This is a genomic window from Streptomyces sp. URMC 123 (assembly GCF_051386515.1).
Taxonomy (GTDB): Bacteria; Actinomycetota; Actinomycetes; order Streptomycetales; family Streptomycetaceae; genus Streptomyces.
On record NZ_JBPQTV010000050.1, the window covers coordinates 1 to 26,995 of the forward strand.

Below are 26,995 nucleotides of genomic sequence, written 5' to 3' on the forward strand. Positions count from 1 at the left end.
GCCGGTGCCGGGCGGGGGCCCGGGGGGTGCCACGGTCTGGCGGGTACGGGCCGTGCTGCCCGTGACCGAACGCGACGGACGGCCGGGGGGCGCGCCCGCCGGCCAGGGGCACCGTGCCCCGCTCACCGAGAGAGGAACCAACCCGGCATGACCATCCGTGTACTCGTCGCCGAGGACCAGTCCGCCGTGCGGGCCGGACTGGTGCTCATCCTGCGCTCCGCCCCCGGGATCGAGGTGGTGGGCGAGGCGGCCGACGGCGAGCAGGCCGTACGGCTGGCGCGCGAGCTGAGGCCGGACGTGGTGCTGATGGACATCCAGATGCCCCGGCTGGACGGGGTCTCGGCGACCCGCCGGGTGGTGGCCGAGGGCCTGGCGGACGTGCTGGTGCTGACCACCTTCGACCTCGACGAGTACGTCTTCGGCGCGCTGCGCGCGGGGGCGGCCGGCTTCCTGCTCAAGGACAGCGAGGCGGCCGGGCTGGTGGAGGCGGTACGGACGGTGGCGCGCGGCGACGGCATGATCTCCCCCGCGGTGACCCGACGGCTGATCGCGGAGTTCGCCGCGCCCACGCCCCCGCCGCGGGAGGACGTGCCGGACCCGGCGGTGCTGGAGCCGCTCACCCGGCGCGAGCGCGAGGTGCTGTCGTGCGTGGGGCAGGGCCTGTCGAACGCGGAGATCGCCGTCCGGCTGGGGATGGCGGAAGCGACGGTGAAGACCCATGTGAGCCGGATGCTGGGCAAGCTGGAGCTGCGCAGCCGGGTCCAGGCGGCGGTCCTCGCGCAGGAGCTCGGCATCTAGGCCGTGCCTGCGACGTCCCGTTCCGCCGGGCGGCGGCGGGCCGCGGTGCCCCGTCAGGCCACGTTGACGCGCTGACCGGGGGGCGCTGCCTCCAGCCAGGCGAGGAACCCGGTGAGGGCGTCCTCGCTCATCGCCAGTTCGAGGTGCGTGCCCCGGTGCAGACAGCCCAGCACGATCGCGTCCGACAGCAGGGCCAGCTCCTCCTCGCCCTGGGGCGTACGGCGGGAGAGCACCTCGATGGCGGAGCGCTCCAGCACCCGGCGGGGGCGCGGAGCGTAGGAGAAGACCCGGAACCACTCGATGCGGTCACCGTTGTAGCGGGCGACGCCGTACACCCAGCCCTTGCCGCTGGGCTCGGGGGCGTCCGCCGAGACGTCGATGTTCCAGCGCAGGCTGCAGTCGAAGGTGCCGCCGGACCGCTGGATGAGGCGCCGGCGCAGGCCGAACACGAAGAGCCCGACCAGTACCAGCAGCACGACCCCGCCGCTCACCAGCAGTGCGAGGAACATCTCCACCGAACCTTCCTCGCTTGGGGGTACCGCCCAGCGGTAGCTGAGGGGGTACCGGCCAGTATGGCCTCTTCGATCGCCTCAGCCGCGGACCGCCCTGGAGAGTTCCAGCGCGATCCGCGGCTGAGATACATCTTCTCGGCTCGCCGGGGCGGGTCAGCGCCCGCCCGCCGCGGCCACCAGGCGGACCTCGGCGCGCCGCTCGGCGGCGGCGTCGGTCTCGGCCTTGGCCCGCTCCAGGGCCCGCTCGGCCCGCGCGACATCGATCTCGTCCGCCAGCTCGGCGATCTCCGCCAGCAGCGAGAGCTTGTTGTCGGCGAACGAGATGAATCCGCCGTGCACCGCCGCGACGACGGTGCCCTCGCTCGTACGGATGGTCACCGGGCCGGACTCCAGCACACCGAGCAGCGGCTGGTGGCCGGGCATGACGCCGATGTCACCCGATGTGGTGCGCGCGACGACCAGGGTGGCCTCGCCGGACCAGACACTGCGGTCCGCGGCGACCAGCTCGACGTGCAGCTCAGCAGCCAACGTGGCTCCTCGGGTCTCCACCTGCCGTGGCAGGTGTCCAGATAAAGACTGGGGTGTAAAGAATAACGGGCGCGCGGGTCAGGGGCGGGACGGGCCCGCCCCTGACACCGGTGAGCTCAAGGGCTCAGGAGACGCCCAGCTCCTTGGCGTTGTTCTTCAGGTCCTCGAGGCCACCGCACATGAAGAACGCCTGCTCGGGGAAGTGGTCGAACTCGCCGTCGCAGATCGCGTTGAACGCCGCGATGGACTCGTCCAGCGGAACGTCCGAACCGTCGACACCGGTGAACTGCTTCGCCGCGTGGGTGTTCTGCGACAGGAAGCGCTCGACACGACGGGCACGGTGGACAACGAGCTTGTCCTCCTCGCCCAGCTCGTCGATACCGAGGATCGCGATGATGTCCTGGAGGTCCTTGTACTTCTGCAGGATGCCCTTGACGCGCATGGCGGCGTCGTAGTGGTCCTGCGCGATGTAGCGCGGGTCCAGGATGCGGGACGTCGAGTCCAGCGGGTCCACCGCCGGGTAGATGCCCTTCTCCGAGATCGGACGCGACAGAACGGTGGTCGCGTCCAGGTGGGCGAAGGTGGTCGCCGGCGCCGGGTCGGTCAGGTCGTCCGCGGGGACGTAGATCGCCTGCATCGAGGTGATCGAGTGACCACGGGTCGAGGTGATGCGCTCCTGGAGGAGGCCCATCTCGTCCGCCAGGTTCGGCTGGTAACCCACCGCGGACGGCATGCGGCCGAGCAGGGTGGACACCTCGGAACCGGCCTGGGTGAAGCGGAAGATGTTGTCGATGAAGAACAGCACGTCCTGCTTCTGCACATCGCGGAAGTACTCCGCCATGGTCAGACCGGCCAGGGCGACGCGCAGACGGGTGCCCGGGGGCTCGTCCATCTGGCCGAAGACCAGCGCGGTCTTGTCGAGAACGCCGGACTCCTCCATCTCCTGGATGAGGTCGTTGCCCTCACGGGTGCGCTCGCCGACGCCCGCGAAGACGGAGACGCCCTCGTGGAGGTTGGCGACACGCATGATCATTTCCTGGATGAGGACGGTCTTGCCGACGCCCGCACCACCGAACAGACCGATCTTGCCGCCCTTGACGTACGGGGTCAGCAGGTCGACGACCTTCAGGCCGGTCTCGAACATCTCGGTCTTGGACTCGAGCTGGTCGAAGGCGGGCGCCTTGCGGTGGATCGCCCAGCGCTCGGTCTCCGTGCCGTTGGCCTCGGGGACGTTCAGCACCTCACCGAGGGTGTTGAACACCTTGCCCTTGGTGAAGTCGCCGACGGGCACGGTGATGCCGTCGCCGGTGTCGGTCACCGCGGCCTGGCGGACCAGGCCGTCGGTGGGCTGCATCGAGATGGCGCGGACCAGGCCCTCGCCCAGGTGCTGGGCGACCTCGAGGGTCAGCGTCTTGAGCTTGCCGTCCTCGGCCGGGTCGGCGACCTGGACGGTCAGCGCGTTGTAGATCTCCGGCATCGCGTCGACGGGGAACTCCACGTCGACGACCGGGCCGATGACCCGGGCGACGCGGCCAGTGGCCACGCCAGCCGCAGCGGTCGGCTCAACAGTGGTGGTCATTACTTGTCACTCCCCGCGGTCGCGTCGGCCAGGGCGCTCGCGCCACCGACGATCTCGCTGATTTCCTGGGTGATGTCGGCCTGGCGGGCCGCGTTGGCAAGCCGCGTGAGCGACTTGATGAGCTCCTCGGCGTTGTCGGTCGCCGACTTCATCGCGCGGCGGCGGGCGGCGTGCTCGGAGGCGGCCGACTGCAGCAGCGCGTTGTAGATGCGGCTCTCGACGTACCGCGGCAGCAGGGCGTCGAGGACGTCCTCCGCCGACGGCTCGAAGTCGAAGAGGGGCAGGATCTCGCCCTTCTTCCCGTTCTCCGCGGCCTCGGACTGCGAGACCTCGGCGAGGCTGAGTGGCAGCATCCGGTTCTCCACCGGGGTCTGCGTCATCATCGACACGAACTCGGTGAAGACGATGTGGACCTCGTCCACGCCACCCTCGGCCGTGTCCTTGCGGACCGCCTCGATCAGCGGCGCCGCGATCGCCTTGGCGTCCGCGTACGTCGGGCTGTCGGTGAAGCCGGTCCACGAGTCCGCGACCTTGCGCTCACGGAAGCCGTAGTAGGCGACACCCTTGCGGCCGACCACGTACGCGTCGACCTCCTTGCCCTCCGCCGTCAGCCGCGCGGTGAGCCGCTCGGCCGCCTTGATGGCGTTCGAGGAGTAGCCGCCGGCCAGACCGCGGTCGCTCGTGACGAGCAGGACCGCGGCGCGGGTCGGCGCCTCGACCTCGGTGGTGAGGGGGTGCTGGGTGTTGGAGCCGGTCGCCACCGCCGTGACCGCGCGGGTGAGCTCGGTCGCGTACGGGCTGGAGGCCGCCACCTTGCGCTGCGCCTTGACGATGCGCGAGGCGGCGATCATCTCCATCGCCTTGGTGATCTTCTTGGTGGCGGTGACGGACTTGATCCGGCGCTTGTAAACCCGAATCTGGGCGCCCATGCTCAGCCCTCACCCAGCAGCTTGCCGTCCGAGGTCTCGAACTGCCGCTTGAAGGAGGCGATGGCGTCGGCGATGGCCTGAAGGGTGTCGTCCGACATCTTCGCGCCCTCGCGGATGGAGGTCATCAGCCCCTTGTGCTCGCGGTGCAGGTAGTCCAGCAGCTCGCGCTCGAAGCGGCGGATGTCCTCGACCGGGACGTCGTCCATCTTGCCGGTGGTGCCGGCCCAGATGGAGACGACCTGGTCCTCGGTGGAGTACGGGGCGTACTGGCCCTGCTTCAGCAGCTCGACCATGCGCTTGCCGCGCTCCAGCGACGCCTTGGAGGCCGCGTCCAGGTCGGAACCGAAGGCGGCGAACGCCTCCAGCTCGCGGTACTGGGCGAGGTCCACCCGGAGGCGGCCGGAGACCTGGCGCATCGCCTTGTGCTGGGCGGAGCCACCGACACGGGAGACCGAGATACCGACGTTCAGCGCCGGGCGCTGGCCCGCGTTGAACAGGTCGGACTCCAGGAAGCACTGGCCGTCGGTGATGGAGATGACGTTGGTCGGGATGAACGCCGACACGTCGTTGGCCTTGGTCTCGACGATCGGCAGACCGGTCATCGAGCCGGCGCCCATCTCGTCGGAGAGCTTGGCGCAGCGCTCCAGCAGCCGGGAGTGCAGGTAGAAGACGTCACCCGGGTAGGCCTCACGGCCCGGCGGGCGGCGCAGCAGCAGGGACACGGCGCGGTAGGCGTCGGCCTGCTTGGAGAGGTCGTCGAAGACGATCAGGACGTGCTTGCCCTGGTACATCCAGTGCTGACCGATGGCCGAGCCGGTGTACGGGGCGAGGTACTTGAAGCCGGCCGGGTCGGACGCCGGAGCCGCGACGATCGTCGTGTACTCCAGGGCGCCGGCCTCCTCCAGCGCGCCGCGGACGGACGCGATGGTGGAGCCCTTCTGGCCGATGGCGACGTAGATGCAGCGGACCTGCTTCTTCGGGTCGCCGGAGCGCCAGTTGTCGCGCTGGTTGATGATCGTGTCGACGGCCAGGGCGGTCTTGCCCGTCTGGCGGTCACCGATGATCAGCTGACGCTGACCGCGGCCGATCGGGGTCATCGCGTCGACGGCCTTGAGGCCCGTCTCCATGGGCTCGTGCACGGACTTACGGGCCATGACGCCCGGGGCCTGCAGCTCGAGGGCGCGACGGCCGTCGGTCTCGATCTCGCCGAGGCCGTCGATCGGGTTGCCCAGCGGGTCGACGACGCGACCCAGGTAGCCCTCGCCGACCGCGACGGACAGGACCTCACCGGTGCGGCGCACCGGCTGGCCCTCCTCGATGCCGCTGAACTCGCCGAGGACGATCGCACCGATCTCCCGCTCCTCGAGGTTGAGGGCGAGACCGAGGGTGCCGTCCTCGAACTTGAGCAGCTCGTTCGCCATGACCGAGGGAAGTCCCTCGACCTTCGCGATGCCGTCGCCGGCAACGCTGACCGTACCGACCTCCTCGCGCGAGGCCGCGTCCGGCTTGTACGCCTGGACAAAGTTCTCCAGTGCGTCCCGGATCTCCTCCGGCCGGATCGTGAGCTCCGCCATCTGGGTTCCCTGCTCTCCTTGTTGGGCCCGAAGTGTTTCTGGGGGTCTGGGGTTGACCCCCAGGAATCCTCTGCACGGCCCAACTCGGGCCGTTGGTGAAATGCTCTTGAGTTGGTGGCTGGTCAGCCGGCCATCCGCCGGGTCGCCTCGTCGAGGCGGTCCGCGATGGTCCCGTTGATGACCTCGTCGCCGATGCGGACCTGAATCCCGCCGAGGACCTCGGGGTCCACATCGAGGTTCAGGTGCATCTGCCGGCCGTACAGCGTGGCCAGCGCGGCGCCGAGGCGCTCCTTCTGCCGGTCGCTGAGCGGCACCGCGGAGGTGACGACCGCGACCATGCGGTCCCGGCGCGCGGCGGCCAGCTTGGAGAGGCTCTCGAGCCCCGCTTCCAGGCTACGGCCCCGCGGCTGGGTCACAAGGCGGACGACCAGGCGCTCGGTGACCGGGTTGGCCCGGCCGCCCAGCAGCCGGCCCAGCAGCTCGGCCTTGGCCGAACCCCGAGCCGTCCGGTCGGTCAGCGCCGCCCGCAGGTCGGGGGACGAGACCACGATCCGGCCGAACCGGAACAGCTCGTCCTCGACGCTGTCGAGCGTGCCCGCCCGCTGCGCGGCGGCCAGCTCGGCCGTGGCGGCCAGCTCCTCGACCGCGTCCGCCAGATCGCGCGACTGCGACCAGCGGGACCGCACCATGCCGGCGATCAGATCGACGGTCTCGCCGCCGACCTGGCCGCTCAGCAGCCGGGTGGCCAGCTCGGCCTTGGCCTCGCCGGACTGCGCCGGGTCGGTGAGGACCCGACGCAGCGACACCTCGCGGTCGAGCAGCGCGGTGACGGAGGCCAGCTGTTCGGCGATGGCGCCGGCGTCGACGGACGTGCCGTCCATCAGCGCGTCGAGGCGCTCACGCGCGGCAGCCAGCGCCTCGCGGCTCGCTCCGTTCATCGGGCGGCCTCGGCCTTCTCCTCGAGCTCGTCGAGGAAGCGGTCGATGGTGCGGCTCTGCCGGGCGACGTCCTCGAGGGACTCACCGACGATCTTGCCGGCCAGGTCGGTGGCCAGCTTGCCGACGTCCTGGCGCAGGGCCTGGGCGGCCTGCTTGCGGTCGGCCTCGATCTGGGCGTGTCCGGCGGCGACGATCTCCTCGCGCTGCCGCTGGCCTTCCGCGCGCATCTCGGCGATGAGCGCGGCGCCCTGCTCCTGCGCCTCCTGGCGCAGCCGAGCGGCCTCGTGACGGGCCTCGGCGAGCTGAGCCTTGTACTGCTCGAGCACGCTCTGGGCCTCGCTCTGAGCGGCGTCGGCCTTCTCGATGCCGCCCTCGATCGCCGCACGGCGCTCTTCCAGAACACGGTTGATGTTCGGGAGGAGCTTCTTGGCGAGGAAGCCGAAGACGATGACGAACGCGATCAGGCCGATGACGAGCTCGTCGGGATGCGGGACGAGGGGGTTCTGAGGCTCCTCCGCCGCCGCAAGGAACAGAGCGTTCACATCAGTGCCTTCCGTGAAAGGGATTGGGCTGTCGGTCCGGCTTACTTGTAGACGAAGCCCATGACGATGCCGATGAGGGCGAGCGCCTCACAGAAGGCGAAACCCATGATCTGGTTGGTGCGGATCAGGCCGGCCGCCTCGGGCTGACGCGCGAGGGCCTGGGTGCCGTTACCGAAGATGATGCCGACGCCGACGCCGGGGCCGATCGCGGCCAGGCCGTAGCCGATCGCGCTGGCGTTGCCGGAGAACGTGTCCTTGGCGGCGAGGTTGACCATTTCGAGAGCAGCGGACATGCCGTTACTTCCTTCTCTTTCACGGACCGGTGGGGGTTGGCCACCGACGTCTGTTGGTTCCGGGGAGCGGGCTGGCTCAGTGGTGCTCGGAGAGCGCGCCCTGGATGTAGCTGGAGGCCAGGAGCACGAAGACATACGCCTGGACGGCCTGGATGAACAGCTCGAAGGCGGTCATCACGAGGACCATGACGAAGGAGGCGCCGGCGTAGACGAAGCCGAAGCCGTTCATCAGGTACCAGGTGGCCATGGTGAACATCACGATCAGCAGGTGGCCGGCGAACATGTTCGCGAACAGTCGCACCGCGTGCGTGAAGGGCCGGATGATCAGGTTCGACAGGAACTCGAGCACCATGATCACGGGGAGGATCGGGCCGAGCGACTTGTCGTAACCGAGGATGTTCTTCCAGCCACCGACGAAGCCGTGCTTCTTGAAGGTCAGACCGACCCACATCACGTACACGAGCAGCGCCAGACCGGCCGGGAAGGCGATCAGCGAGGTGACCGGGAACTGGGCCAGCGGAATGATGGACCAGATGTTCATGATCCATACGAAGAAGAACAGCGACACCATGAACGGCACGTACTTCTCGCCGTCCTTCTTGCCGATGATCTCGTAGACGATGCCGCGGCGGACGAAGTCGTACCCGGCCTCACCGATCATCTGGAGCTTGCCCGGAACCACCTTGGGCTTGGCGAAGGCGGCCCAGAAGAAACCGATGACCACGAGCGAGCTCACCAGCGCGAGCAGCACCGGCTTCGTGAGCTCGTAGCCGCCCCAGGTGGCGATGGGCTCGTAGAGGAAGGTGTGAAGGCCCGGAGCCGGGAAGCCGCATCCGGAGAAGATGTGGCAGTTCGCGTCAAAGGCGAGCATCTGGTCAGCAGCACTCACCGCGGGCTCCTTCTGCGTGGCGCATAGGTATGGCAACCTCGTTGTGTCGGCGCGGCACGCAGCCGCGGGTCGGCACTGGACTCGTCTTACAGATGTGGGGGCGGCGGTCCGGCATCGAGCCTCGCGCTGGGACAGGCGTCAGCTCCGATGCCCGCGCCCGCAGTGCCGCAGTTGGCACCGGACGATAGCAGGATCTCGAACGGGCCTTTATCCCGGCCCTACCCCTCACGTCGACGACCTTGTCTTCTCGGAGTCCCCGCCCTTGGTGGATTCGGGTTCCACGTAAAGGATTTTGGCCTTCATATAGGCGCGCGCCTGCGCGGCCACCCAGACGATGGTGGCCGCGAGCAGCGTGAAGGCGAAGGCCTTGGGGTGGAAGAGGGTGGTGTCCTTGAACAAGGCCATGAAGATGAGGAGCAGAAGCAGCTGCGCCGTGTAGAGCATCAGACCCATGGCCTGGAACAGGTGCGGCAGGTGCTTCGCGGTCCGCTGGAGCACCACCATACCGATGCCCATGAAGGCGATGACGACGGCCGTGCCGACGACCGCGCCGACCGCTCCCTGACCGCCGGCGACCACCGCGCTGATCACGACGGCGACGGCGCCGGCGACAGCGGTGGGTACGGCGGTGTGCAGGAGGGTGCGGGCGTCATTGGACGGCATGGCGGCATCTCCGCTTGCTGGTGGGGGCATCGGTGTGTCGTCATGGACGAGCGTAAGGCCCGGCCGGGGCGTGTCATCGGATGCCGGTCGACCGTCGCACTACGGTCACTCGGCCCGCCCACCGGGTTTCGTGAACGGTATCACAAACTATTTGATGAGGTCTTTACCTACCATGTGTGCGTCCCGTCACACATATGAGGCACCCCCGTCACCGATGAGCTGACGGCCGGAAATCACCCTCCCGAAGGGGCGTGGTCGCGTTCGCGGAAGCGCGAGCGGGCACCGATCGCGGTAGCCCCGTTCGCCGGGCTGACGCCGGTTCCCAGCGGGGGCCTGACCTCGGCGGGCGCCGGCTCGGTGGCGGGCAGCACCCGGCGGCGGTAGCGCGGCGGGACGATGCGCTGGGCCCACATCGGGGCCCTCGGGGTGAAGCGCGGCAGCAGGAGCAGGACCAGCCCCACCACGCTCAGGGCCACGATCGCCAGCACGATCCAGACGCTGGCGGAGTTGACGGAGTACGCCACGGTCCCGAAGGCGATCAGCGCGGACCAGAAGTACATGATCAGCACGGCCCGGCTGTGCGAGTGGCCGATCTCCAGCAGCCGGTGGTGCAGGTGGCCGCGGTCCGCCACGAACGGCGACTGGCCGTTCCAGGTGCGGCGCACGATCGACAGGAAGAGGTCGATGACCGGCACCATCAGGATGGTCAGCGGCAGCAGCAGCGGGATGTAGACCGGGACCGTGGCGTGCACCGCCGCCTTCTCCGAGCCCGTGAAGAGCTGGAGCGCGTCGGGGTCCACCTGCCCGGTGATGGAGATCGCCGCGGCGGCCAGCACCAGCCCGATGAGCATCGAGCCGGAGTCGCCCATGAAGATCCGGGCGGGGTGCATGTTGTGCGGCAGGAAGCCCAGGCACATGCCCATCAGCACGACGGCGAAGAGGGTCGCGGGGGCCGCGGCCTCCACGTTGTGGCCGAACCAGAGCCGATAGGCGTACATGAAGAACGCGGCGGCGGCGATGCAGACCATGCCGGAGGCGAGGCCGTCGAGGCCGTCGACGAAGTTCACGGCGTTGATGGTGATGACCACGAGCGCCACGGTCAGCAGCGTGCCCTGCATCTGGGTGAGCGCCACATTGCCGATGCCGGGGACCGGCAGCCACAGGATCGTGAGGCCCTGCATCACCATCACACCGGCGGCGATCATCTGCCCGCCGAGCTTGACCAGGGCGTCCACGCCCCACTTGTCGTCCAGCACGCCGAGCAGCCAGATCAGTCCCGCACCCGACAGCAGGGCGCGGGGCTCGTTGAACATCTCGAAGACCTTGCCGACATTGGTCAGGTGCGAGGCCACCAGCAGGCCGGCGCACAGCCCGCCGAACAGGGCGATGCCGCCCAGCCGTGGGGTCGGTTCCCGGTGCACGTCGCGGGCCCGGATCTCGGGCATCGCGCCCGCCGCGATGGCGAACTTCCGCACCGGCCCGGTCAACAGATAGGTCACCGCGGCCGTGACGCACAGCGTCAGCAGGTATTCACGCACGGGCTGCCCCAGAGGTATCGCTGGCCATCTCAGCCCCACAGCCTATTCCCGTCCGGGTGGGGCGTGTGCACGCGGTGCGGAACCGGCCCCACCGCCGGTCGCGGCCACGTCACCCGTCGGACGGTGCCGATCGTGGCACAGGACGCGTTCGGCCGGGATAAAGATCGCTTCTTTCCCGGCCGGGATACGCCCCTTCGCTCAGCCGGGGTACGGCGGAAAGCGCTCCGCCAGCTCCCCCGCCTCCGCCCGCCGGGCCGAGCTCTCCCCGCGCAGCGCCGCCCCGATGAGCACCGCGATGCGCGCCATCTCCGCCTCCCCCATCCCCTGGGTGGTGACGGCCGCCGTGCCCAGCCGGATGCCGGTGGGCGGCGCCGGGGGCGGGGCCCCGTACGGCAGGGCGCAGGCGTCGAGGACGATGCCCGCGGCGGCCAGCCGGCCGCGCGCGGTGCGCCCGTCGAGGCCGAAGGGGGCCACGTCGGCGCAGATCAGATGGGTGTCGGTGCCGCCGGTGAACACCGTCAGCCCCTCGGCGGCCAGCGCGGAGGCGAGCACGCGGGCGTTGTCGACCACCCGATGGGCGTAGGCCGTGAACGCCGGCGCCGCCGCCTCGCCGAAGGCCACCGCCTTCGCCGCCACGGTGTGCATCTGGGCACCGCCCTGGGTGAAGGGGAACACCGCCCGGTCGATGCGCTCGGCGAGCCGCTCCCCGCACAGCAGCAGCCCGCCGCGCGGCCCGCGCAGCACCTTGTGGGTGGTCGCGCACACCACGTCCGCGTACGGCACCGGGTTGGGCGCCGCTCCCCCGGCGACCAGCCCGATGGGGTGCGCGGCGTCGGCGATGAGATGGGCGCCGGTCTCGTCGGCGATCTCCCGGAACGCGGCGTAGTCGGGGTGCCGGGGGTACGAGATGGAACCGCAGACGATGGCCTTGGGCCGGTGCTCGTGGGCGAGGTCGCGGATCAGGTCGTAGTCGAGCAGCCCGGTGGCCGGGTGCACCCCGTAGCCCACGAAGTCGAACCAGCGGCCGGAGAAGTTGGCCGGGGAGCCGTGGGTGAGGTGGCCGCCCTGCGGCAGCGCCATGGCCAGCACCGTGTCGCCCGGCCGCAGCAGCGCGGCGTACGCGGCGAGCACCGCGGAGGAGCCGGAGTGCGGCTGCACATTGGCGTGGTCGGCGCCGAAGAGGGCCGCGGCCCGCTCGACCGCGAGCCGCTCCGCCAGGTCCACCAGCTCGCAGCCGCCGTGGTAGCGGGCGCCGGGGTAGCCCTCGGCGTACTTGTTGGCGAGCGGCGAGCCGAGGGCGGCCAGCACCGCCGGGGAGGTGAAGTTCTCGGCGGCGATGAGCTGGAGGGAGGTGGTCTGCCGGTCCAGCTCCGCCAGGAGCAGCCCGGCCAGCTCGGGGTCCTGGCGGCGCAGCGCGCCGAAGTCCGGGCCCCAGTGGGTGGATGTCGTCGTGTCCGCGAGTCTGACCGCCATGGCACCGACCTTCGGCCGTGTGCGGGCCCGCCGGCCGGCCCGCTCGTCGCGGCGGGTGGGCACACGGGACCGTACGGAGGGGAGCAGCTGACATGCCCAATGTAGGCCCGTGGGGGGCGGTGCGCAGGCGCTCGCCGGTCGCGTCGGCCGTGTGGAGGCGCGCCCGCGCCGGCTAGCGGGTCCGGGCGGGGACCCCGGTGAGCGCGGTGACGACCGGGTCGAGCGCCTGGTTGATCTCGTCGCCGATGGAGCGGAAGAAGGTGATGGGCGCGCCGTACGGGTCGTGCACCTCGTCGGCCTCCGCGCTGGGGGCGAGCAGCCAGCCGCGCAGCGCCGCGGCGGCCCGCACCAGGGCGCGGGCGCGGTCCACGACCGTGCCCGCGGGCTCCGGGTCGGGGAGCGTCGCGGGGTCTATGGCCCGCACCAGCCGGGTGAACTCCTTGAGGGTGAAGGTGCGCAGCCCGGCCGAGTGGCCCATGGAGATCACCTGGGCGCGGTGGTCGCGGGTGGCGGTGAGCACCAGGTCGGCCCGGATGACGTGCTCGTCGAGCAGCTCGCGGCCGACGAAACCGGCGGGGTCGGCGCCGAGGTCGGCGAGGACGGTCGCGGCGTGGGCCTCCATGGGCGCGCCCTCGTGGCCCCAGGTGCCGGCGCTCTCGACGACCAGTCCGCCGGCGGCGGGGTCGCCCAGGCGGTGCGCGAGGGCGTGGCGGGTCAGCCGCTCGGTGATGGGCGAGCGGCAGACGTTGCCGGTGCTGACGTGGAGGATGCGGAACGCGCCGGAGTCGATGCCCGATTCCGGGGCCGGGCCGGCCAGGTCGCAGTCCGCTATGCCACGCCCCTCAGGGGCGGTCAATTGGACTCCTCGAGGTCGGGTACGACCTCCCGGAGCTGCTCGGCGGAGATCGCCCCCGCGCGCAGCAGCACCGGCACCTTGCCGGTGACGTCGACGATCGACGACGGCACGGCGGCGGGGGTGGGACCGCCGTCCAGGTAGACGGAGACGGAGTCGCCCAGCATCTCCTGCGCGGCGTCGCAGTCCTGGGGCGCCGGGTGGCCGGTCAGGTTGGCGCTGGACACCGCCATCGGGCCGACCTCGGTGAGCAGCTCGATCGCGACGGGGTGCAGCGGCATGCGCACGGCCACGGTGCCGTGGGTCTCGCCCAGGTCCCACTGGAGGGACGGCTGGTGCTTGGCGACCAGGGTCAGCGCGCCGGGCCAGAAGGCGTCGACCAGCTCCCAGGCCAGCTCGGAGAAGTCGGTGACCAGGCCGTGCAGGGTGTTCGGGGAGCCGACCAGGACGGGCGAGGGCATGCCCCGGCCGCGGCCCTTGGCCTCCAGCAGGTCACCGACGGCCTCGGGGCTGAAGGCGTCCGCGCCGATGCCGTACACCGTGTCCGTGGGCAGCACGACCAGCTCGCCGCGGCGGACGGCGGACGCGGCCTCGCGCAGGCCGGTCTTGCGGTCGGTCGCGTCGGTGCAGTCGTATCGCCGTGCCATTAACGGGCCTCCCTTGGCTGGGGCTCCTGCGGAGTCGTCTGTCGCTGGGCCGCTCGTGCGGCGGCGCGGGCCGTCATGGGGTGGCCCGCCGGGCCGTGGCGAACCGCGGCCGCTTGTTCAGGTCGGGGTGGTCGGCGGCGTCGGCCCAGCCCCGTTCCTCGGTGAAGATCCACGGCACCTGGCCGCCCTGGGTGTCGGCGTGCTCGATGACGACGACACCGCCGGGGCGCAGCAGCCGGTGGGCGGTGCGCTCCAGGCCGCGGATGGTGTCCAGGCCGTCCTCGCCGGAGAAGAGCGCCAGCTCCGGGTCGTGGTCGCGGGCCTCGGGCGCCACCTGCTCCCACTCGGTGAGCGGGATGTACGGCGGGTTGGAGATCACCAGGTCGACCTGGCCGTTGAGCTCGGGCAGCGCGGTCAGGGCGTCGCCGTGGTGGAGGCGCACCCGGGAGCCCTCGATGTTCTTGCGGGCCCACCGCAGGGCGCCCTCGTCGAGCTCCACGGCGTGCACGCGCGAGCGCGGCACCTCCTGGGCGAGGGCGAGCGCGATGGCGCCGGAGCCGGTGCACAGATCCACGATCAGCGGCTCGACCACGTCCATGGCGCGGACGGCGTCTATGGCCCAGCCCACGACCGACTCGGTCTCGGGGCGGGGCACGAAGACGCCGGGGCCGACCTGGAGCTCCAGGTAGCGGAAGAACGCCCGGCCGGTGATGTGCTGGAGCGGCTCGCGGGCCTCGCGGCGGGCGATCGCCTCCCAGTAGCGGGCGTCGAAGTCGGCGTCGTCCACCAGGTGCAGCTCGCCGCGCTTGACGCCGTGCACGAACGCCGCGAGCTCCTCCGCGTCGAAACGCGGCGAGGGCACGCCGGCGTCGGCGAGCCGCTGGGTGGCCTGGGCCACCTCGGCAAGCAGCACGGACCGGGACGCCCCGTTACGGGGCCGCCCCGCGGATGATCGCTGCACGTCAGTCCTCCAGCCGTCGCGTGGGAGCGCTCACTCCGCGGCGGCCAGCTTGGCCGCGGAGTCGGCGTCGACACACGCCTGGATCACCGCGTCCAGGTCGCCGTCGAGCACCTGGTCCAAGTTGTACGCCTTGAAGCCGACGCGGTGGTCGGAGATCCGGTTTTCCGGATAGTTGTAGGTGCGGATCTTCTCGGAGCGGTCGACGGTCCGCACCTGGCTGCGCCGGGCGTCCGCGGCCTCCCGCTCGGCCTCCTCCTGGGCCGCGGCCAGCAGCCGCGAGCGCAGGATGCGCAGGGCCTGCTCCTTGTTCTGGAGCTGGCTCTTCTCGTTCTGGCAGGAGGCGACGACACCGGTCGGCAGATGGGTGATGCGCACCGCGGAGTCGGTGGTGTTGACCGACTGGCCGCCGGGGCCCGAGGACCGGTACACATCGATCCGCAGATCGTTGGGGTTGATCTCGACGTCGATCTCCTCGGCCTCGGGCGTGACGAGCACGCCGGCGGCGGAGGTGTGGATGCGGCCCTGGGACTCGGTCGCGGGCACGCGCTGCACGCGGTGCACCCCGCCCTCGTACTTCAGCCGGGCCCAGACGCCCTGGCCGGGCTCGGTGGCGCCGTTGCCGCCCTTGGTCTTGACCGCGACCTGGACGTCCTTGTAGCCGCCCAGCTCGGAGTCGGTGGCGTCGATGATCTCGGTCTTCCAGCCCACGCGCTCGGCGTAGCGCAGATACATCCGCAGCAGATCGCCGGCGAACAGGGCGGACTCGTCGCCGCCCGCGCCGGCCTTGATCTCCAGGATGACGTCCTTGTCGTCGCTGGGGTCGCGGGGCACCAGCAGCAGCCGCAGCCGCTCGGTGAGCTCCTCGCGCCGCCGCTCCAGCGCCTTGGCCTCGGCGGCGAAGTCCGGGTCGTCCGCGGCGAACTCGCGGGCGGTCTCGATGTCCTCCCCCATGCTCTTCCAGGCACGGTAGGTGGTGACGATCGGGGTCAGCTCGGCATAGCGCTTGTTCAGCTTGCGGGCGTTGGCCTGATCGGAGTGGACCGCGGGGTCGGCGAGCTGCTTCTCGAGATCGGCGTGCTCACCGACCAGGTCCTCGACCGCCTCGAACATCGGACTCGTTCCTTACGCGTGGTTGCTTGGCCCTGACGGGTGGGTGCCCGGGACGGGCGGGTGCGGGGCCGGCCTGCGGGACGGCAAAGCGCCGGTCCGGTCGCCCCTGCTCGGGGCGACCGAAGACCGGCGCCTTTCGGGTCGCTACTTCTGGGCGGACCCGGCCTTCTTGCCGAAGCGGGCCTCGAAGCGGGCCACGCGGCCACCGGTGTCGAGGATCTTCTGCTTGCCCGTGTAGAACGGGTGGCACTCGGAGCAGACGTCGGCGCGGACGGTGCCGTCGGCGACGGTGCTACGGGTGGTGAACGAGGCGCCGCAGGTGCAGCTCACCTGGGTCTCGACGTATTCCGGGTGGATGTCGCGCTTCAAGGGAATCTCCTAGGTTCGGGAGGGCGCCGGGTCGTGCGGGCGGGCTTGCCCGTACGTGAACCGGGGCCGACGGACCAGTTTGCCAGTACTGGCCGCATCTCCCCAAACCGGGTGCGGGCGGGAACTATTCCCCGGCCCGGCGGCGGGGCGGCACGGACGACGAAACCGCAGGTCAGACGCGTACGGGGGCGGCGTGGCCGTACGGGGGCCGGTGCCCGGGCCCGTACCCCCGCGGAGTCCTTGGTGGCCTGCGCCGGGATGTCCTGGTCGAGGCGGAGGGCGTCCCAGACCATCCGGGACTGCTGCTCCAGCGGGACGACCCGGTTGGGGTCGGAGGACGAGTAGGTGACCGGCAGGGTCACCATGTGCATGTTGTCGGAGCCGATGCCCTTGAGGCCGTTCGCGAAGTCGAGCAGCTTGTCCACGGAGTTCAGCTCCGAGTCCGTGGTGATCGTCTTGGTGGCGGTGTCGCCGAGCCGGATCAGCCGGGCCGGGTTGCCGAACAGATCGATGTCCTTGACCTGGTTCATCAGCGCCTTGATGAAGGCCTGCTGGAGCTGTATTCGCCCCAGGTCGCTGCCGTCGCCGACGCCCTTGCGGGTGCGGACCAGGCCCAGCGCCTGCTCCCCGTTGAGGGTGTGGTCACCGGCCTGAAGGTTGAGGTGGCTGCTCTTGTCGTTGATCGGCTTGCTGGTGCTCAGCCGGACCCCGCCGAGCTCGTCTATGAGCTTCTTGAAGCCGCTGAAGTCGACCTCGAGGTAGTGGTCCATCCGGATGCCGGACAGCGCCTCCACGGTCTTCACCGCGCAGGCCGGGCCGCCTATCTGGTACGCCTCGTTGAACATCGCCCGCCGCACCGCGGGGGCCGTGCCGCCCTCGCCGTCGGTGCGCTTGCACTCGGGCCGGGGCACCAGGGTGTCCCGGGGGATGCTGACCACGCTGGCCTTCTTGTGGCCCTCGTAGACATGGATGATCATCGCCGTGTCGGAGCGGGCACTGCCCTCGTCACGGCCGTACTCGGTGTTGGCGCCCTTACGGGTGTCCGAGCCCAGCACGAGGATGTCGGTCGATCCGTTGTTGATGTTCTCGGGGCGGTCCGGCCCCAGGGCGGCGTTGATGTCGACGCCCTTCAGATTGCCGTTGAACTTGAAGTAGACATAACCGAGACCCGCGCCGCCGAGGAGCACCACGGTCGCCGCGCCCCAGGAAGTGATCGTCAGCGCCTTGCGCCGTCCGCTCGGGGCCTTGCGCCGGCGGCCGCCACCCCGTCGGCCGCCGCGCTGCGAAGGGGCCTGGGCGCTCCTGCTCTGGTCCGTCATCTGCTCCTCAGTCCTCGCTGTTCGGTTACCCCCTGCCGACCTGGCCAGGCTTGGTCTGTGCCTCTTGTCAGACGGGGACTTCCGACGCAGGGTTGCACGGCGCGCGGAAGGACCTTCTCGGGGAACGCTCGCGTCCGAGCAGGTGGGCGAGATCCCCCTCAACCGCTCTCACCTGGGCTTTCCGCCCATTTCGGGGCTCGGTTTCCGGCCAGGCGCGGCGCGATCGGGTGTGGCGAAGGTCTCGAACGTCCGGAATGCCACATGACGCGGGGCCCTCCCCGCGCCGCTGGACGGCGTGGGAAGGGCCCCGGGGGCCGAGCACGCGACGGATCAGTCGCCGTTGCTCGGCGTGGGCGTCGTCTTCTGAATCTGCATCAGGAACTCGGCGTTGGACTTCGTCTGCTTCATCTTGTCGAGGAGCAGCTCGATCGCCTGCTGCTGGTCGAGGGCGTGGAGCACCCGGCGCAGCTTCCAGACGATGTTCAACTCGTCGCCCGCGAGCAGGATCTCCTCCTTGCGGGTGCTGGAGGCGTCCACGTCCACGGCCGGGAAGATGCGCTTGTCGGCGAGCTTCCGGTCGAGCTTGAGCTCCATGTTGCCGGTGCCCTTGAACTCCTCGAAGATCACCTCGTCCATGCGCGAGCCGGTCTCGACGAGCGCGGTGGCCAGGATGGTCAGCGAGCCGCCGTCCTCGATGTTCCGCGCGGCGCCGAAGAAGCGCTTCGGCGGGTACAGCGCGGTGGAGTCGACACCACCGGACAGGATGCGGCCGGAGGCGGGCGCCGCCAGGTTGTAGGCGCGGCCCAGACGGGTGATGGAGTCCAGCAGGACCACCACGTCGTGACCCAGCTCGACGAGGCGCTTGGCGCGCTCGATGGCCAGCTCGGCGACGGTGGTGTGGTCCTCGGCGGGGCGGTCGAAGGTCGAGGAGATGACCTCGCCCTTCACCGACCGCTGCATGTCGGTGACCTCTTCCGGACGCTCGTCGACGAGGACGACCATCAGGTGGCACTCGGGGTTGTTGTGCGTGATCGCGTTGGCGATCGCCTGCATGATCATCGTCTTGCCCGCCTTCGGCGGCGAGACGATCAGACCGCGCTGGCCCTTGCCGATGGGCGCGACCATGTCGATGATCCGGGTCGACAGCACACCCGGGTCGGTCTCCAGGCGCAGCCGCTCCTGCGGGTACAGCGGGGTCAGCTTGCCGAACTCCGGGCGGCCGCGGCCGGTTTCGGGCGCCATGCCGTTCACCGAGTCGAGGCGGACCAGGGCGTTGAACTTCTCGCGGCGCTCGCCCTCGCGGGGCTGGCGCACGGCGCCGGTGACGTGGTCACCCTTGCGCAGGCCGTTCTTGCGGACCTGGGCGAGCGAGACGTAGACGTCGTTCGGGCCCGGCAGGTAGCCGGAGGTGCGGATGAACGCGTAGTTGTCGAGGATGTCGAGGATGCCCGCGACGGGGATCAGCACGTCGTCCTCGGAGACCTGCGGCTCGTTCGCGAACTCCTCGCGGCCGCGGCGGCCACGCCGGTCGCGGTAGCGGCCACGGCGGCCGCGACGGCCACCGGCCTCGTCGTCGAAGTCGTCCTGCGGCACGCCGGCGCCCTGGCCGCGGCCCTGCTGCTGGCGCTGGCCGCTGCCCTGCTGGCCGGCGTCCTCGCCCTTGCCCCGGCGGTCACGGTCACGGTCGCGATCGCGGTCACGGTCGCGCTGGCCGCGGTCACCCCGCTCGCCCCGCTCACCGCGCTCGCCGCGGTCACGGCGGTCGCCCTTCTGGCCCCGCTCCTGACGGTCGGCGGCCTTGCCGCGGCCCTCGGCGGACTCCTGGCCGGCCACCGCGGTGGCGGCCTCGGCCTTGGGAGCCTGCTCGGCCTTGGGCGCGGCCTCCACCTTGACGTCGGTGGCGGTGGCGGTGGCCGACTCGGGGCTGCCCGCCTGAGCGGTGGCCCGGCGCCGACGGCGCTCGCCGGCCGGCTGCTGGTCGTCTCCCGCGGAGCCCGCGGCCTGGGAGGTGCCACCGGCCGGCTGGCCGGGGATCTCGATCTGCTGCTGGGCCACGGGCTTGTCGGCCGCGCCGGCGCTGTCGCCGGTGCGGGCCTTGGAGGTCGCGCGGCGCTTGGGCTTGGTCTCGGCCGACTCGGCGGAGGCGGCGGTGTCCGGGCTCTTGGCGGCGCCGGAGCCGACCGCGGCCTGCTTCTCCTTGATGACCTCGATCAGCTGGCTCTTGCGCATCCGCGCGGTGCCCTTGATGCCGAGGCCGGAGGCAACCTGCTGGAGCTCGGCGAGGACCATGCCCTCGAGGCCGGTGCCGGAGCGGCGGCGCCTGGGAGCAGCGGTGGCAGCACCGGTGGCAGGCGCGGCGGGAGCGTCCGTGGCGGGCGCGGAGGCTGTGCCGACGGTGTTGTCGGCAGTCACGCCCATCAGATCGGTGGTGTCGCTCACGAAGGGTCCTTCCCTGGAGCGGGCGTCGGCCTGTCTGGCTCGGCGACCGGTTGTGCTGTCCGGCTTGCGGTTCTGGATCTGCGAACCGGGCCGGGGCGGTATTCCGCCGTGTGCGGCGGAGAGAATTTCGATGGTTCGGAGCGGGGAGATGCGCTGACGCCGACCTGTGGCGTCACTCATGTCCGTCGCGCCGATTCCGGAGCTTGCTCGGAAACTGCTCAGGCAGGCTGCTCAGGCAGTGTGGGAGGCTCCCGGAAGAAAGGTGGTCCCAAATGGGGACACGGAGCACCGCGCCACGAAGACGTCGAGTGCAGACTTGAGGTTAACACTACCGGACCCAACAAACATTCCCCCTCTCCAGGACCGGCCATCAATTCTGTTCCTGGCCGGTCGGTAATTCACGCGGGCGTACGGCCCGCCGCGGTGCCGCCCGGGGCGGCCGTGTCCCCCGGGTGGCCGGTGTGCGCGGAGGCGCGGACCGCGGCCGGGTCGCCGCCGTCCGCCGAATCCTCCGGCCCCGGCCGGCCGACGACGAGCGGCAGCACGCCGGCCCCCGCCGTGTCGAAGGCCAGGCGGTTCGCCGCCCAGCCCTCGCCCGCCAGCCGGGCGATCCTGTCGGCCGCGCCGTCCTCGGCCAGCGCCAGCACGGTGGGGCCGGCGCCGGAGACGACCGCGGGCACGCCCTCCGAGCGCAGCCGGTTGACCAGGGCGATGCTCTCCGGCATCGCCGGAGAACGGTACTCCTGGTGGAGCCGGTCCTCCGTGGCGGCCAGCAGCAGCTCGGGGCGCCTGGTCAGGGCCTCCACGAGCAGTCCGGCCCGGCCGGCGTTGACGGCCGCGTCCACATGGGGGACGGTGCGGGGCAGCAGGCCCCGCGCGGTCTCCGTGAGCACCGGGCGGGACGGCACGAAAACCACCGGAACGACGGAGTCCGAAGGGTCCATCCTGATCGCCCGCGCGGCTCCCGCCTCGGTCCAGGCGAGCGTGAATCCGCCCATCAGACACGCCGCGACATTGTCGGGGTGTCCTTCGATCTCGGTCGCCAGCTCGAGCAGGGCGGTCTGATCGAGCCTTTCGGCGCCGCCTATCGTCACCGCGCGGGCGGCCAGGATGCCCGCGCAGATGGCGGCCGAGGAGGAGCCCAGGCCGCGGCCGTGCGGAATGCGGTTGGCGCACACCACTTCCAGCCCCCGGGGCTGACCGCCGAGCACGTCGAACGCGGTGCGCATCGACCGTACGAGCAGGTGGTTCTCGTCCCGCGGCAGGGTGTCGGCGCCCTCGCCCGCGATATCGATGTGCAGCCCGGAGTCCGCGACCCGGACGACCACGTCGTCGTAAAGCCCCAGGGCCAGACCGAAGGCGTCGAAGCCCGGGCCGAGATTGGCGCTGGATGCGGGAACGCGCACCCGAACGGCGGCGGCGCGGAATGCGGGACCGGCCATCGCTCGATGACTCTCCTTGGTGTGGAACTGAAGGAACTGCCTCCGACAGAGCCGGGAGGCGCCCCGCCCAGGGCCGCGACAGGGCCTCGCACGGCGATGGGGAATCTGCGGCGGGACGGGGTTCGCCTGCCAGCGTATCGAAGGAAGGTTCTGCGGCGACATAGGGCGCGCGCCCCGTTTTGGCGGCCCGGGCCCCACGGGCCGCTCGGCGACCCGGCACCCGCGGGCCGCTCGGCGGCGGGGCCCCGCGGACTGCGCGGGGCCCGGCCGCCGGGAGGGTCACGCCAGGCCGAGCCGCCCGGCGGCCGCGTCGGCGTCGACCGGGACGGTGACCGGCTGCGGGGCGCCGGCGACGGCCCAGTCCGGGTCCTTCAGGCCGTTGCCGGTGACCGTGCAGACGATGCGCTGGCCCGGGTCGACCAGGCCCAGCTCGGCGGCCTTCAGCAGCCCGGCGACGCTCGCCGCGGACGCGGGCTCGACGAAGACGCCCTCCTGGGAGGCGAGCAGCCGGTAGGCGGCCAGAATTTGACGGTCGGTCACCTCGTCGATGAGGCCGCCCGACTCGTCCCGGGCGCGCTCGGCGAACCGCCAGGAGGCGGGGTTGCCGATCCGGATCGCGGTGGCGATGGTGTGCGGCTGCCGCACCGGCTCGCCGCGCACGATGGGGGCCGAGCCGGAGGCCTGGAAGCCCCACATGCGGGGCCTGCGGGCGGCCAGGCCGTCCGCCGCGTACTCCTGATAGCCCTTCCAGTACGCCGTGATGTTGCCGGCGTTGCCGACCGGCAGCACATGAATGTCGGGCGCGTCGCCGAGCGCGTCGACAATCTCGAAAGCGGCGGTCTTCTGGCCCTCGATACGCACCGGGTTGACCGAATTGACCAGAGCCACCGGATACTTTTCGGACAATTCCCGGGCGAGCGTGAGGCAATCGTCGAAATTGCCGTCCACCTGGAGGATGCGGGCCCCGTGCACCAGCGCCTGGCCCATCTTGCCCAGCGCGATCTTGCCCTGGGGCACCAGCACCGCGCAGACCATCCCGGCCCGCACGGCGTACGCGGCGGCGGAGGCGGAGGTGTTGCCCGTGGAGGCGCAGATGACGGCCCGCGCACCCTCTTCCTTCGCGCGGGTGATGGCCATCGTCATGCCGCGGTCCTTGAAGGACCCGGTCGGGTTGGCGCCCTCGACCTTGAGATGAACATCACAGCCGGTGCGCTCGGAGAGCACCTGCGCGGGCACCAGCGGGGTGCCGCCCTCGCGCAGCGTGACGACCGGCGTCGTCTCGGTCACCGGGAGCCGGTGGCGGTACTCCTCGATGATGCCCCGCCACTGATGGGTGCCGGTGGGCCGGTCGACGATTGCAGACATGGTTTCCTTACTCCCCTTCGACCCGCATGATGCTCGCCACACCGCGCACGGTGCCGAGCCCCCGCAGCGCCTCGACGGTCGCCGAGAGGGCGGCGTCGGGGGCGCGGTGGGTGACGACGACGAGGCTGGCCTCGCCGTCCTTGCCCTGCTGGCGCACGGTGTCGATGGACACCCCGTGCTCCGCGAAGACCGTCGCGACCTGGGCGAGGACGCCCGGCTTGTCGGCGACGTCCAGGCTGATGTGGTAGCGCGTGACCACGTCGCCCATCGGGCCGACCGGCAGCCGGGTGTACGCGGACTCCCCCGGGCCGGTGGCCTCGTTGACCTTGTTGCGGCAGACGGCCACCAGATCGCCGAGGACGGCGGAGGCGGTGGGCGAGCCACCGGCGCCCGGGCCGTAGAACATCAGCTCGCCGGCCGCCTCGGCCTCCACGAAGACCGCGTTGTAGGCGCCGCGGACGGAGGCCAGCGGGTGGCTGAGCGGGATCATCGCCGGGTGGACGCGGGCGGTCACCGACCGGCCGTCGGCGGCCCGCTCGCAGATCGCCAGCAGCTTCACCGTGCAGCCCATCCGCTTCGCCGACGCCATGTCGGCCGCGGTGATCTCGGTGATGCCCTCGCGGTGCACGTCCTCGATGGTGACGCGGGTGTGGAAGGCGATCCCGCCGAGGATGGCCGCCTTGGCGGCGGCGTCGTAGCCCTCGACGTCGGCGGTGGGGTCGGCCTCGGCGTAGCCCAGCGCGGTGGCCTCGTCGAGCGCCTCGCTGTAGCCGGCGCCGGAGGTGTCCATCTTGTCGAGGATGAAGTTGGTGGTGCCGTTGACGATGCCGAGCACCCGGTTGACCTTGTCGCCGGCCAGCGACTCGCGCAGCGGGCGGACCAGCGGGATGGCACCGGCCACCGCGGCCTCGTAGTAGAGGTCGGCGCCGTGCTCCTCGGCCTTGGCGTGCAGCGCGGCGCCGTCCTCGGCGAGCAGCGCCTTGTTGGCGGAGACCACGCTGGCGCCGTGCTCGAAGGCGGTGGTGATCAGGCCGCGGGCGGGCTCGATGCCGCCGATGACCTCGATGACCACATCGATGTCGCCGCGTTTGACCAGCGCCGTCGCATCGGTGGTGACCAGCTCGGCGGGCACCCCGGCGCGGACCCGGTCCGGGCGGCGGACGGCGATCCCGGCCAGCTCGACCGGGGCGCCGATCCGGGCGGCGAGGTCGTCCGCGTGCGTCGTCATGATGCGCGCCACCTCTGAGCCGACCACTCCACAGCCCAGCAGCGCCACCTTCAGCGGACGCGTACGCATCATCCGACCTCGTTTCTCATGCATCGTGGTGTCACACCAGTCTCACCCACCGGACGGGCCTTTCCGGCGCCCGTTCCAGATTTCGAGACTTCTCTCTCGTTCGAGTATCCGCCGGGTCTCCGGCGGGTGTCGGCCAGGTCTCCGACGGGTGTCGGCCGGACCTCGCCGGGTCCGGCCGGGGGCCGGCCGCCCGGGGGCCGTGCTCGCCGGTCCCGGGCCGCCGCGTCGTGCGACGCCTCGATTATCCGACGTCCAGCCGGAACAGGTCGTCCTCGGTCTCCCGGCGCACGATCACCCGGGCCTCGCCGCCGCGCACCGCGACCACCGGCGGCCGCAGCGCGTGGTTGTAGTTGCTGGCCATGGAGCGGCAGTAGGCGCCGGTCGCGGGCACGGCGAGCAGGTCCCCGGGCGCCACGTCGGCGGGCAGGAAGGCGTCCCGTACGACGATGTCGCCGGACTCGCAGTGCTTGCCCACCACCCGGCTGAGCATGGGCTCGGCGTCCGAGGCGCGGGAGACCAGGGCGACGGAGTAGTCGGCGTCGTACAGGGCGGTGCGGATGTTGTCCGACATCCCGCCGTCGACGCTGACGTACGTCCGCAGCCCCGGCAGCGGCTTGACCGTGCCCACCTCGTAGAGCGTGAAGGCGGACGGTCCGACGACGGCGCGGCCCGGCTCGACGGAGATCCGGGGCACGGCCAGCCCGGCCGCGGCGCACTCGCGGGTGACGATCTGGCGCAGCGCGACCGCGATGTCCCGCGGCTCGCTGGGGTCGTCCGCGGGGGTGTAGGCGATGCCGAGGCCGCCGCCGAGGTCGATCTCGGGCAGCTCGACGCCGTGCTCGTCGCGCACCTCCTTCAGCAGCCCGACCACCCGGTGGGCCGCCACCTCGAAGCCGGAGGTGTCGAAGATCTGCGAGCCGATGTGGGAGTGGATGCCCAGCAGCTCCAGGTGGTCCAGCTTCAGGGCGCGCCGCACGGCCTCGGCGGCCTGGCCGCCGGCGAGCGGGATGCCGAACTTCTGGTCCTCGTGCGCGGTCGCGATGAACTCGTGGGTGTGGGCCTCGACGCCGACGGTGACCCGGATCTGGACCCGCTGGCGGCGCCCGAGCCGCTCGGCGATGTGGGCGACGCGGACGATCTCCTGGAAGGAGTCGAGCACGATCCGCCCGACGCCCGCCTCGACCGCCCGCTCGATCTCCTCGGCGGACTTGTTGTTGCCGTGCAGGGCGATGCGCTCGGCGGGCATGCCGGCGGAGAGGGCGGTGGCCAGCTCGCCTGCGGAGCAGACGTCGAGGTTGAGCCCCTCCTCGTGCAGCCAGCGCACCACGGCGCGGGAGAGGAACGCCTTGCCGGCGTAGAAGACGTCGGCCTCGGACCCGAAGGCGTCGCGCCAGGCGCGGCAGCGGGCCCGGAAGTCGTCCTCGTCGAGGATGTAGGCGGGGGTGCCGAACTCCTCGGCGAGCCGCTTCACATCGATGCCGCCGACCTGGACGACGCCGTCGGCGTCGCGGGCGACGGTGCGGGACCAGACGCGGGCGTCGAGGGCGTTGAGGTCGGCCGGCGGGGGGCTGTAGTGGCCCTCGGGCAGCACATCGGCGTGACGGGGCCCTGCGGGGTGGGCGGAACGGCTCATGGTGAACCTCTTCGAGGACGTGCGGGGCGCGCGGGGGGCGTACGGGCGCCCGCGGGGGCGTACGGGTTCGAGGTGGCGGACGGCGGTTTTCTTGGGGGCTGGTTCAGAGGTGGTCGGGGGCGGAGATGCCCAGCAGGTGCAGGCCGCCGGCGAGCACCGTCCCGGTCGCCTCGACGAGGGCAAGCCGGGCCCGGTGGGCGGCCCCGGGTTTCTCGTCACCGCGCGGCAGCGGGGGGCGGGTGTCGTGAAAGCGGAAGAAGGCGTCGGCCGTCGTCTCCAAGTGGCGCGCGAGCCGGTCGGGGGCGCGGTGCCGGGCGGCGGCGTCGAGGGCGACGGGGTAGCCGGCGAGGGCGGCGAGGAGGTCGCCGACGGGGTCGTCGGTGAGGTCGTCGTTCAGCGCGAGGGCGCCGTCGCCGTTGGGCGAGGCGTCGGGGGCGAGGCCGAGGTCGGCGGCGTTGCGGAGGAGGGCGCGGGTCCGGGAGTGGGCGTACCGGACGCGGAAGAGGGGGTTGGCCTCGCGCTGGGCGAGCAGCGGGCCGGGGTCCACGCGGGGGTGGTCGTGGCCGGCGGGCCGCAGCAGGGCCCAGCGGGTGGCGTCGGGCCCGAGGGTGCGCAGGAGATGGGCGGCGTCGGCGGGGGCGGGCACGGGTCGTACGAGCTCGGGCCGTACGGGCGCGGGTCGTACGAGCTCGGGTCGTACGGGCTCGGGCTGCGGCAGGGCGTCCTCCGGCGGGGCGTCCTGCGGCAGGGCGCCGAGGTCGGCCCAGGCGGGGTCGGGCGGCTGCGCGCAGCGGGTGACGACGGTCACGCCGCGGGCGCTCAGCAGTCGGCGCAGCGCGTCGGCGGTGACGGCGGCGCGGGTCTCGCGGGCGAAGCGGAGCTCGACGGTGGTCGCGGCGTCGGGGGCGGAGGGGGGCCGGGGCGCGTGGCCGTAGGCGGGGCCCTCGCGGAGCACCTGTCGTACGAGGTCGGCGTGCGCGCCGCGCTCCAGGGTGATGTTGAGGAAGCCGGGGTCGGCGATCTCGATCCCGGCGATTCCGGGGGCCTGGACCAGTCGGTCCCGCAGGATCTCGGCGACCCGGCGCGCGGGCCGGCCGGCGGGCCCGGCGAGCTGGAGCGCGATGCCGGTGGCGTAGTCCCCGCACCCCGGCCGCGGGGGGCGCCGCACGACGGCGCGCTCCGGCACGGCCACGCCGCGCAGCTCGCCGGCCTCGACGGCACGGCACACCGCGCGCAGCACGGTGCGGGAGAGCTCGGCGGGAGTCACGGGTCCAGCGTAGGGGAGGAGGGGCGCGGGGTAGCGC

24 protein-coding genes and 1 pseudogene are annotated in these 26,995 nt (G+C 71.7%); 1 reads left to right on the forward strand and 24 read right to left on the reverse strand.

Going from position 1 to position 26,995, the window contains the following annotated elements; all coding sequences use genetic code 11:
* Window positions 1-147 precede the first annotated feature (147 nt).
* Complete coding sequence (locus ACSNOD_RS09370; RefSeq protein WP_436766336.1) at window positions 148-798, forward strand: response regulator; 651 nt, start codon at window positions 148-150, stop codon at window positions 796-798.
* 53 nt (window positions 799-851) lie between these two features.
* Here the strand turns inward: ACSNOD_RS09370 and ACSNOD_RS09375 are convergent, their stop codons facing one another.
* The 24 genes and pseudogenes from ACSNOD_RS09375 to nrtL form a co-directional block, all read right to left on the reverse strand.
* Window positions 852-1,307 (reverse strand): DUF2550 domain-containing protein, encoded by a 456-nt coding sequence (locus ACSNOD_RS09375; protein WP_436766358.1) that lies wholly within the window; start codon window positions 1,305-1,307, stop codon window positions 852-854.
* A 156-nt stretch (window positions 1,308-1,463) separates the two neighbouring features.
* Window positions 1,464-1,838, reverse strand: a complete 375-nt coding sequence (locus ACSNOD_RS09380; RefSeq protein ID WP_436766337.1) for a F0F1 ATP synthase subunit epsilon — start codon at window positions 1,836-1,838, stop codon at window positions 1,464-1,466.
* A gap of 124 nt (window positions 1,839-1,962) precedes the next feature.
* Window positions 1,963-3,417, reverse strand: coding sequence for a F0F1 ATP synthase subunit beta (atpD, locus tag ACSNOD_RS09385; RefSeq protein WP_436766338.1), 1,455 nt, complete (start codon window positions 3,415-3,417; stop codon window positions 1,963-1,965).
* Window positions 3,417-4,346 carry a F0F1 ATP synthase subunit gamma gene (locus ACSNOD_RS09390; protein WP_436766339.1) on the reverse strand — a complete coding sequence of 310 codons (930 nt, stop codon included), beginning with the start codon at window positions 4,344-4,346 and terminating at the stop codon, window positions 3,417-3,419. Before ACSNOD_RS09390 ends, atpD begins: the two co-directional genes overlap by 1 nt.
* Window positions 4,347-4,348: 2 nt before the next feature.
* Window positions 4,349-5,920, reverse strand: a complete 1,572-nt coding sequence (gene atpA / locus ACSNOD_RS09395) for a F0F1 ATP synthase subunit alpha (protein WP_436766340.1) — start codon at window positions 5,918-5,920, stop codon at window positions 4,349-4,351.
* A gap of 122 nt (window positions 5,921-6,042) precedes the next feature.
* Entirely contained in the window at window positions 6,043-6,858 is an 816-nt protein-coding gene (locus ACSNOD_RS09400; RefSeq protein WP_436766341.1) for a F0F1 ATP synthase subunit delta, read from the reverse strand.
* A complete protein-coding gene (locus ACSNOD_RS09405; protein ID WP_436766342.1) occupies window positions 6,855-7,400 on the reverse strand; it encodes a F0F1 ATP synthase subunit B in 546 nt (181 codons plus the stop codon). The genes ACSNOD_RS09400 and ACSNOD_RS09405 overlap by 4 nt, the downstream gene beginning before the upstream one ends.
* 41 nt (window positions 7,401-7,441) lie before the next feature.
* A complete protein-coding gene (gene atpE, locus ACSNOD_RS09410) occupies window positions 7,442-7,693 on the reverse strand; it encodes an ATP synthase F0 subunit C (RefSeq protein ID WP_436766343.1) in 252 nt (83 codons plus the stop codon).
* A gap of 76 nt (window positions 7,694-7,769) precedes the next feature.
* A complete protein-coding gene (gene atpB / locus ACSNOD_RS09415) occupies window positions 7,770-8,564 on the reverse strand; it encodes a F0F1 ATP synthase subunit A (RefSeq protein ID WP_436766359.1) in 795 nt (264 codons plus the stop codon).
* A 243-nt stretch (window positions 8,565-8,807) separates the two neighbouring features.
* Complete coding sequence (locus tag ACSNOD_RS09420) at window positions 8,808-9,245, reverse strand: hypothetical protein (RefSeq protein WP_436766344.1); 438 nt, start codon at window positions 9,243-9,245, stop codon at window positions 8,808-8,810.
* A 233-nt stretch (window positions 9,246-9,478) separates the two neighbouring features.
* A complete protein-coding gene (locus ACSNOD_RS09425; protein WP_436766345.1) occupies window positions 9,479-10,783 on the reverse strand; it encodes an MraY family glycosyltransferase in 1,305 nt (434 codons plus the stop codon).
* A 198-nt stretch (window positions 10,784-10,981) separates the two neighbouring features.
* A complete protein-coding gene (gene glyA, locus ACSNOD_RS09430) occupies window positions 10,982-12,256 on the reverse strand; it encodes a serine hydroxymethyltransferase (RefSeq protein ID WP_436766346.1) in 1,275 nt (424 codons plus the stop codon).
* 172 nt (window positions 12,257-12,428) lie between these two features.
* Window positions 12,429-13,112 carry a protein-tyrosine-phosphatase gene (locus ACSNOD_RS09435; protein WP_436766347.1) on the reverse strand — a complete coding sequence of 228 codons (684 nt, stop codon included), beginning with the start codon at window positions 13,110-13,112 and terminating at the stop codon, window positions 12,429-12,431.
* Complete coding sequence (locus tag ACSNOD_RS09440) at window positions 13,109-13,756, reverse strand: L-threonylcarbamoyladenylate synthase (protein ID WP_436766348.1); 648 nt, start codon at window positions 13,754-13,756, stop codon at window positions 13,109-13,111. The genes ACSNOD_RS09435 and ACSNOD_RS09440 overlap by 4 nt, the downstream gene beginning before the upstream one ends.
* Before the next feature lie 73 nt (window positions 13,757-13,829).
* The gene (gene prmC, locus ACSNOD_RS09445) at window positions 13,830-14,717 is read right to left on the reverse strand and encodes a peptide chain release factor N(5)-glutamine methyltransferase (protein ID WP_436766349.1); all 888 of its coding nucleotides are present in this window, start codon (window positions 14,715-14,717) and stop codon (window positions 13,830-13,832) included.
* 30 nt (window positions 14,718-14,747) lie between these two features.
* Window positions 14,748-15,827, reverse strand: a complete 1,080-nt coding sequence (prfA, locus tag ACSNOD_RS09450; protein WP_436766350.1) for a peptide chain release factor 1 — start codon at window positions 15,825-15,827, stop codon at window positions 14,748-14,750.
* A gap of 144 nt (window positions 15,828-15,971) precedes the next feature.
* A complete protein-coding gene (gene rpmE, locus ACSNOD_RS09455; protein ID WP_436766351.1) occupies window positions 15,972-16,196 on the reverse strand; it encodes a 50S ribosomal protein L31 in 225 nt (74 codons plus the stop codon).
* Window positions 16,197-16,414: 218 nt separating this feature from the next.
* Window positions 16,415-17,515: pseudogene (locus ACSNOD_RS09460) on the reverse strand (LCP family protein); the annotation flags it as partial.
* Window positions 17,516-17,845: 330 nt separating this feature from the next.
* Window positions 17,846-19,954 carry a transcription termination factor Rho gene (gene rho, locus ACSNOD_RS09465; protein ID WP_436766352.1) on the reverse strand — a complete coding sequence of 703 codons (2,109 nt, stop codon included), beginning with the start codon at window positions 19,952-19,954 and terminating at the stop codon, window positions 17,846-17,848.
* A 398-nt stretch (window positions 19,955-20,352) separates the two neighbouring features.
* Entirely contained in the window at window positions 20,353-21,396 is a 1,044-nt protein-coding gene (thrB, locus tag ACSNOD_RS09470; RefSeq protein ID WP_436766353.1) for a homoserine kinase, read from the reverse strand.
* Window positions 21,397-21,675: 279 nt separating this feature from the next.
* On the reverse strand, window positions 21,676-22,761 hold the full coding sequence (gene thrC, locus ACSNOD_RS09475; RefSeq protein WP_436766354.1) for a threonine synthase: 1,086 nt from the start codon (window positions 22,759-22,761) through the stop codon (window positions 21,676-21,678).
* A gap of 7 nt (window positions 22,762-22,768) precedes the next feature.
* Window positions 22,769-24,061: a homoserine dehydrogenase gene (locus ACSNOD_RS09480; protein WP_436766355.1), complete on the reverse strand. Its 1,293-nt coding sequence runs from the start codon at window positions 24,059-24,061 to the stop codon at window positions 22,769-22,771.
* Between the two features lie 238 nt (window positions 24,062-24,299).
* Window positions 24,300-25,691: a diaminopimelate decarboxylase gene (gene lysA, locus ACSNOD_RS09485; protein ID WP_436766356.1), complete on the reverse strand. Its 1,392-nt coding sequence runs from the start codon at window positions 25,689-25,691 to the stop codon at window positions 24,300-24,302.
* 103 nt (window positions 25,692-25,794) lie between these two features.
* Window positions 25,795-26,958: an ArgS-related anticodon-binding protein NrtL gene (gene nrtL, locus ACSNOD_RS09490; RefSeq protein ID WP_436766357.1), complete on the reverse strand. Its 1,164-nt coding sequence runs from the start codon at window positions 26,956-26,958 to the stop codon at window positions 25,795-25,797.
* Window positions 26,959-26,995: the final 37 nt, after the last annotated feature.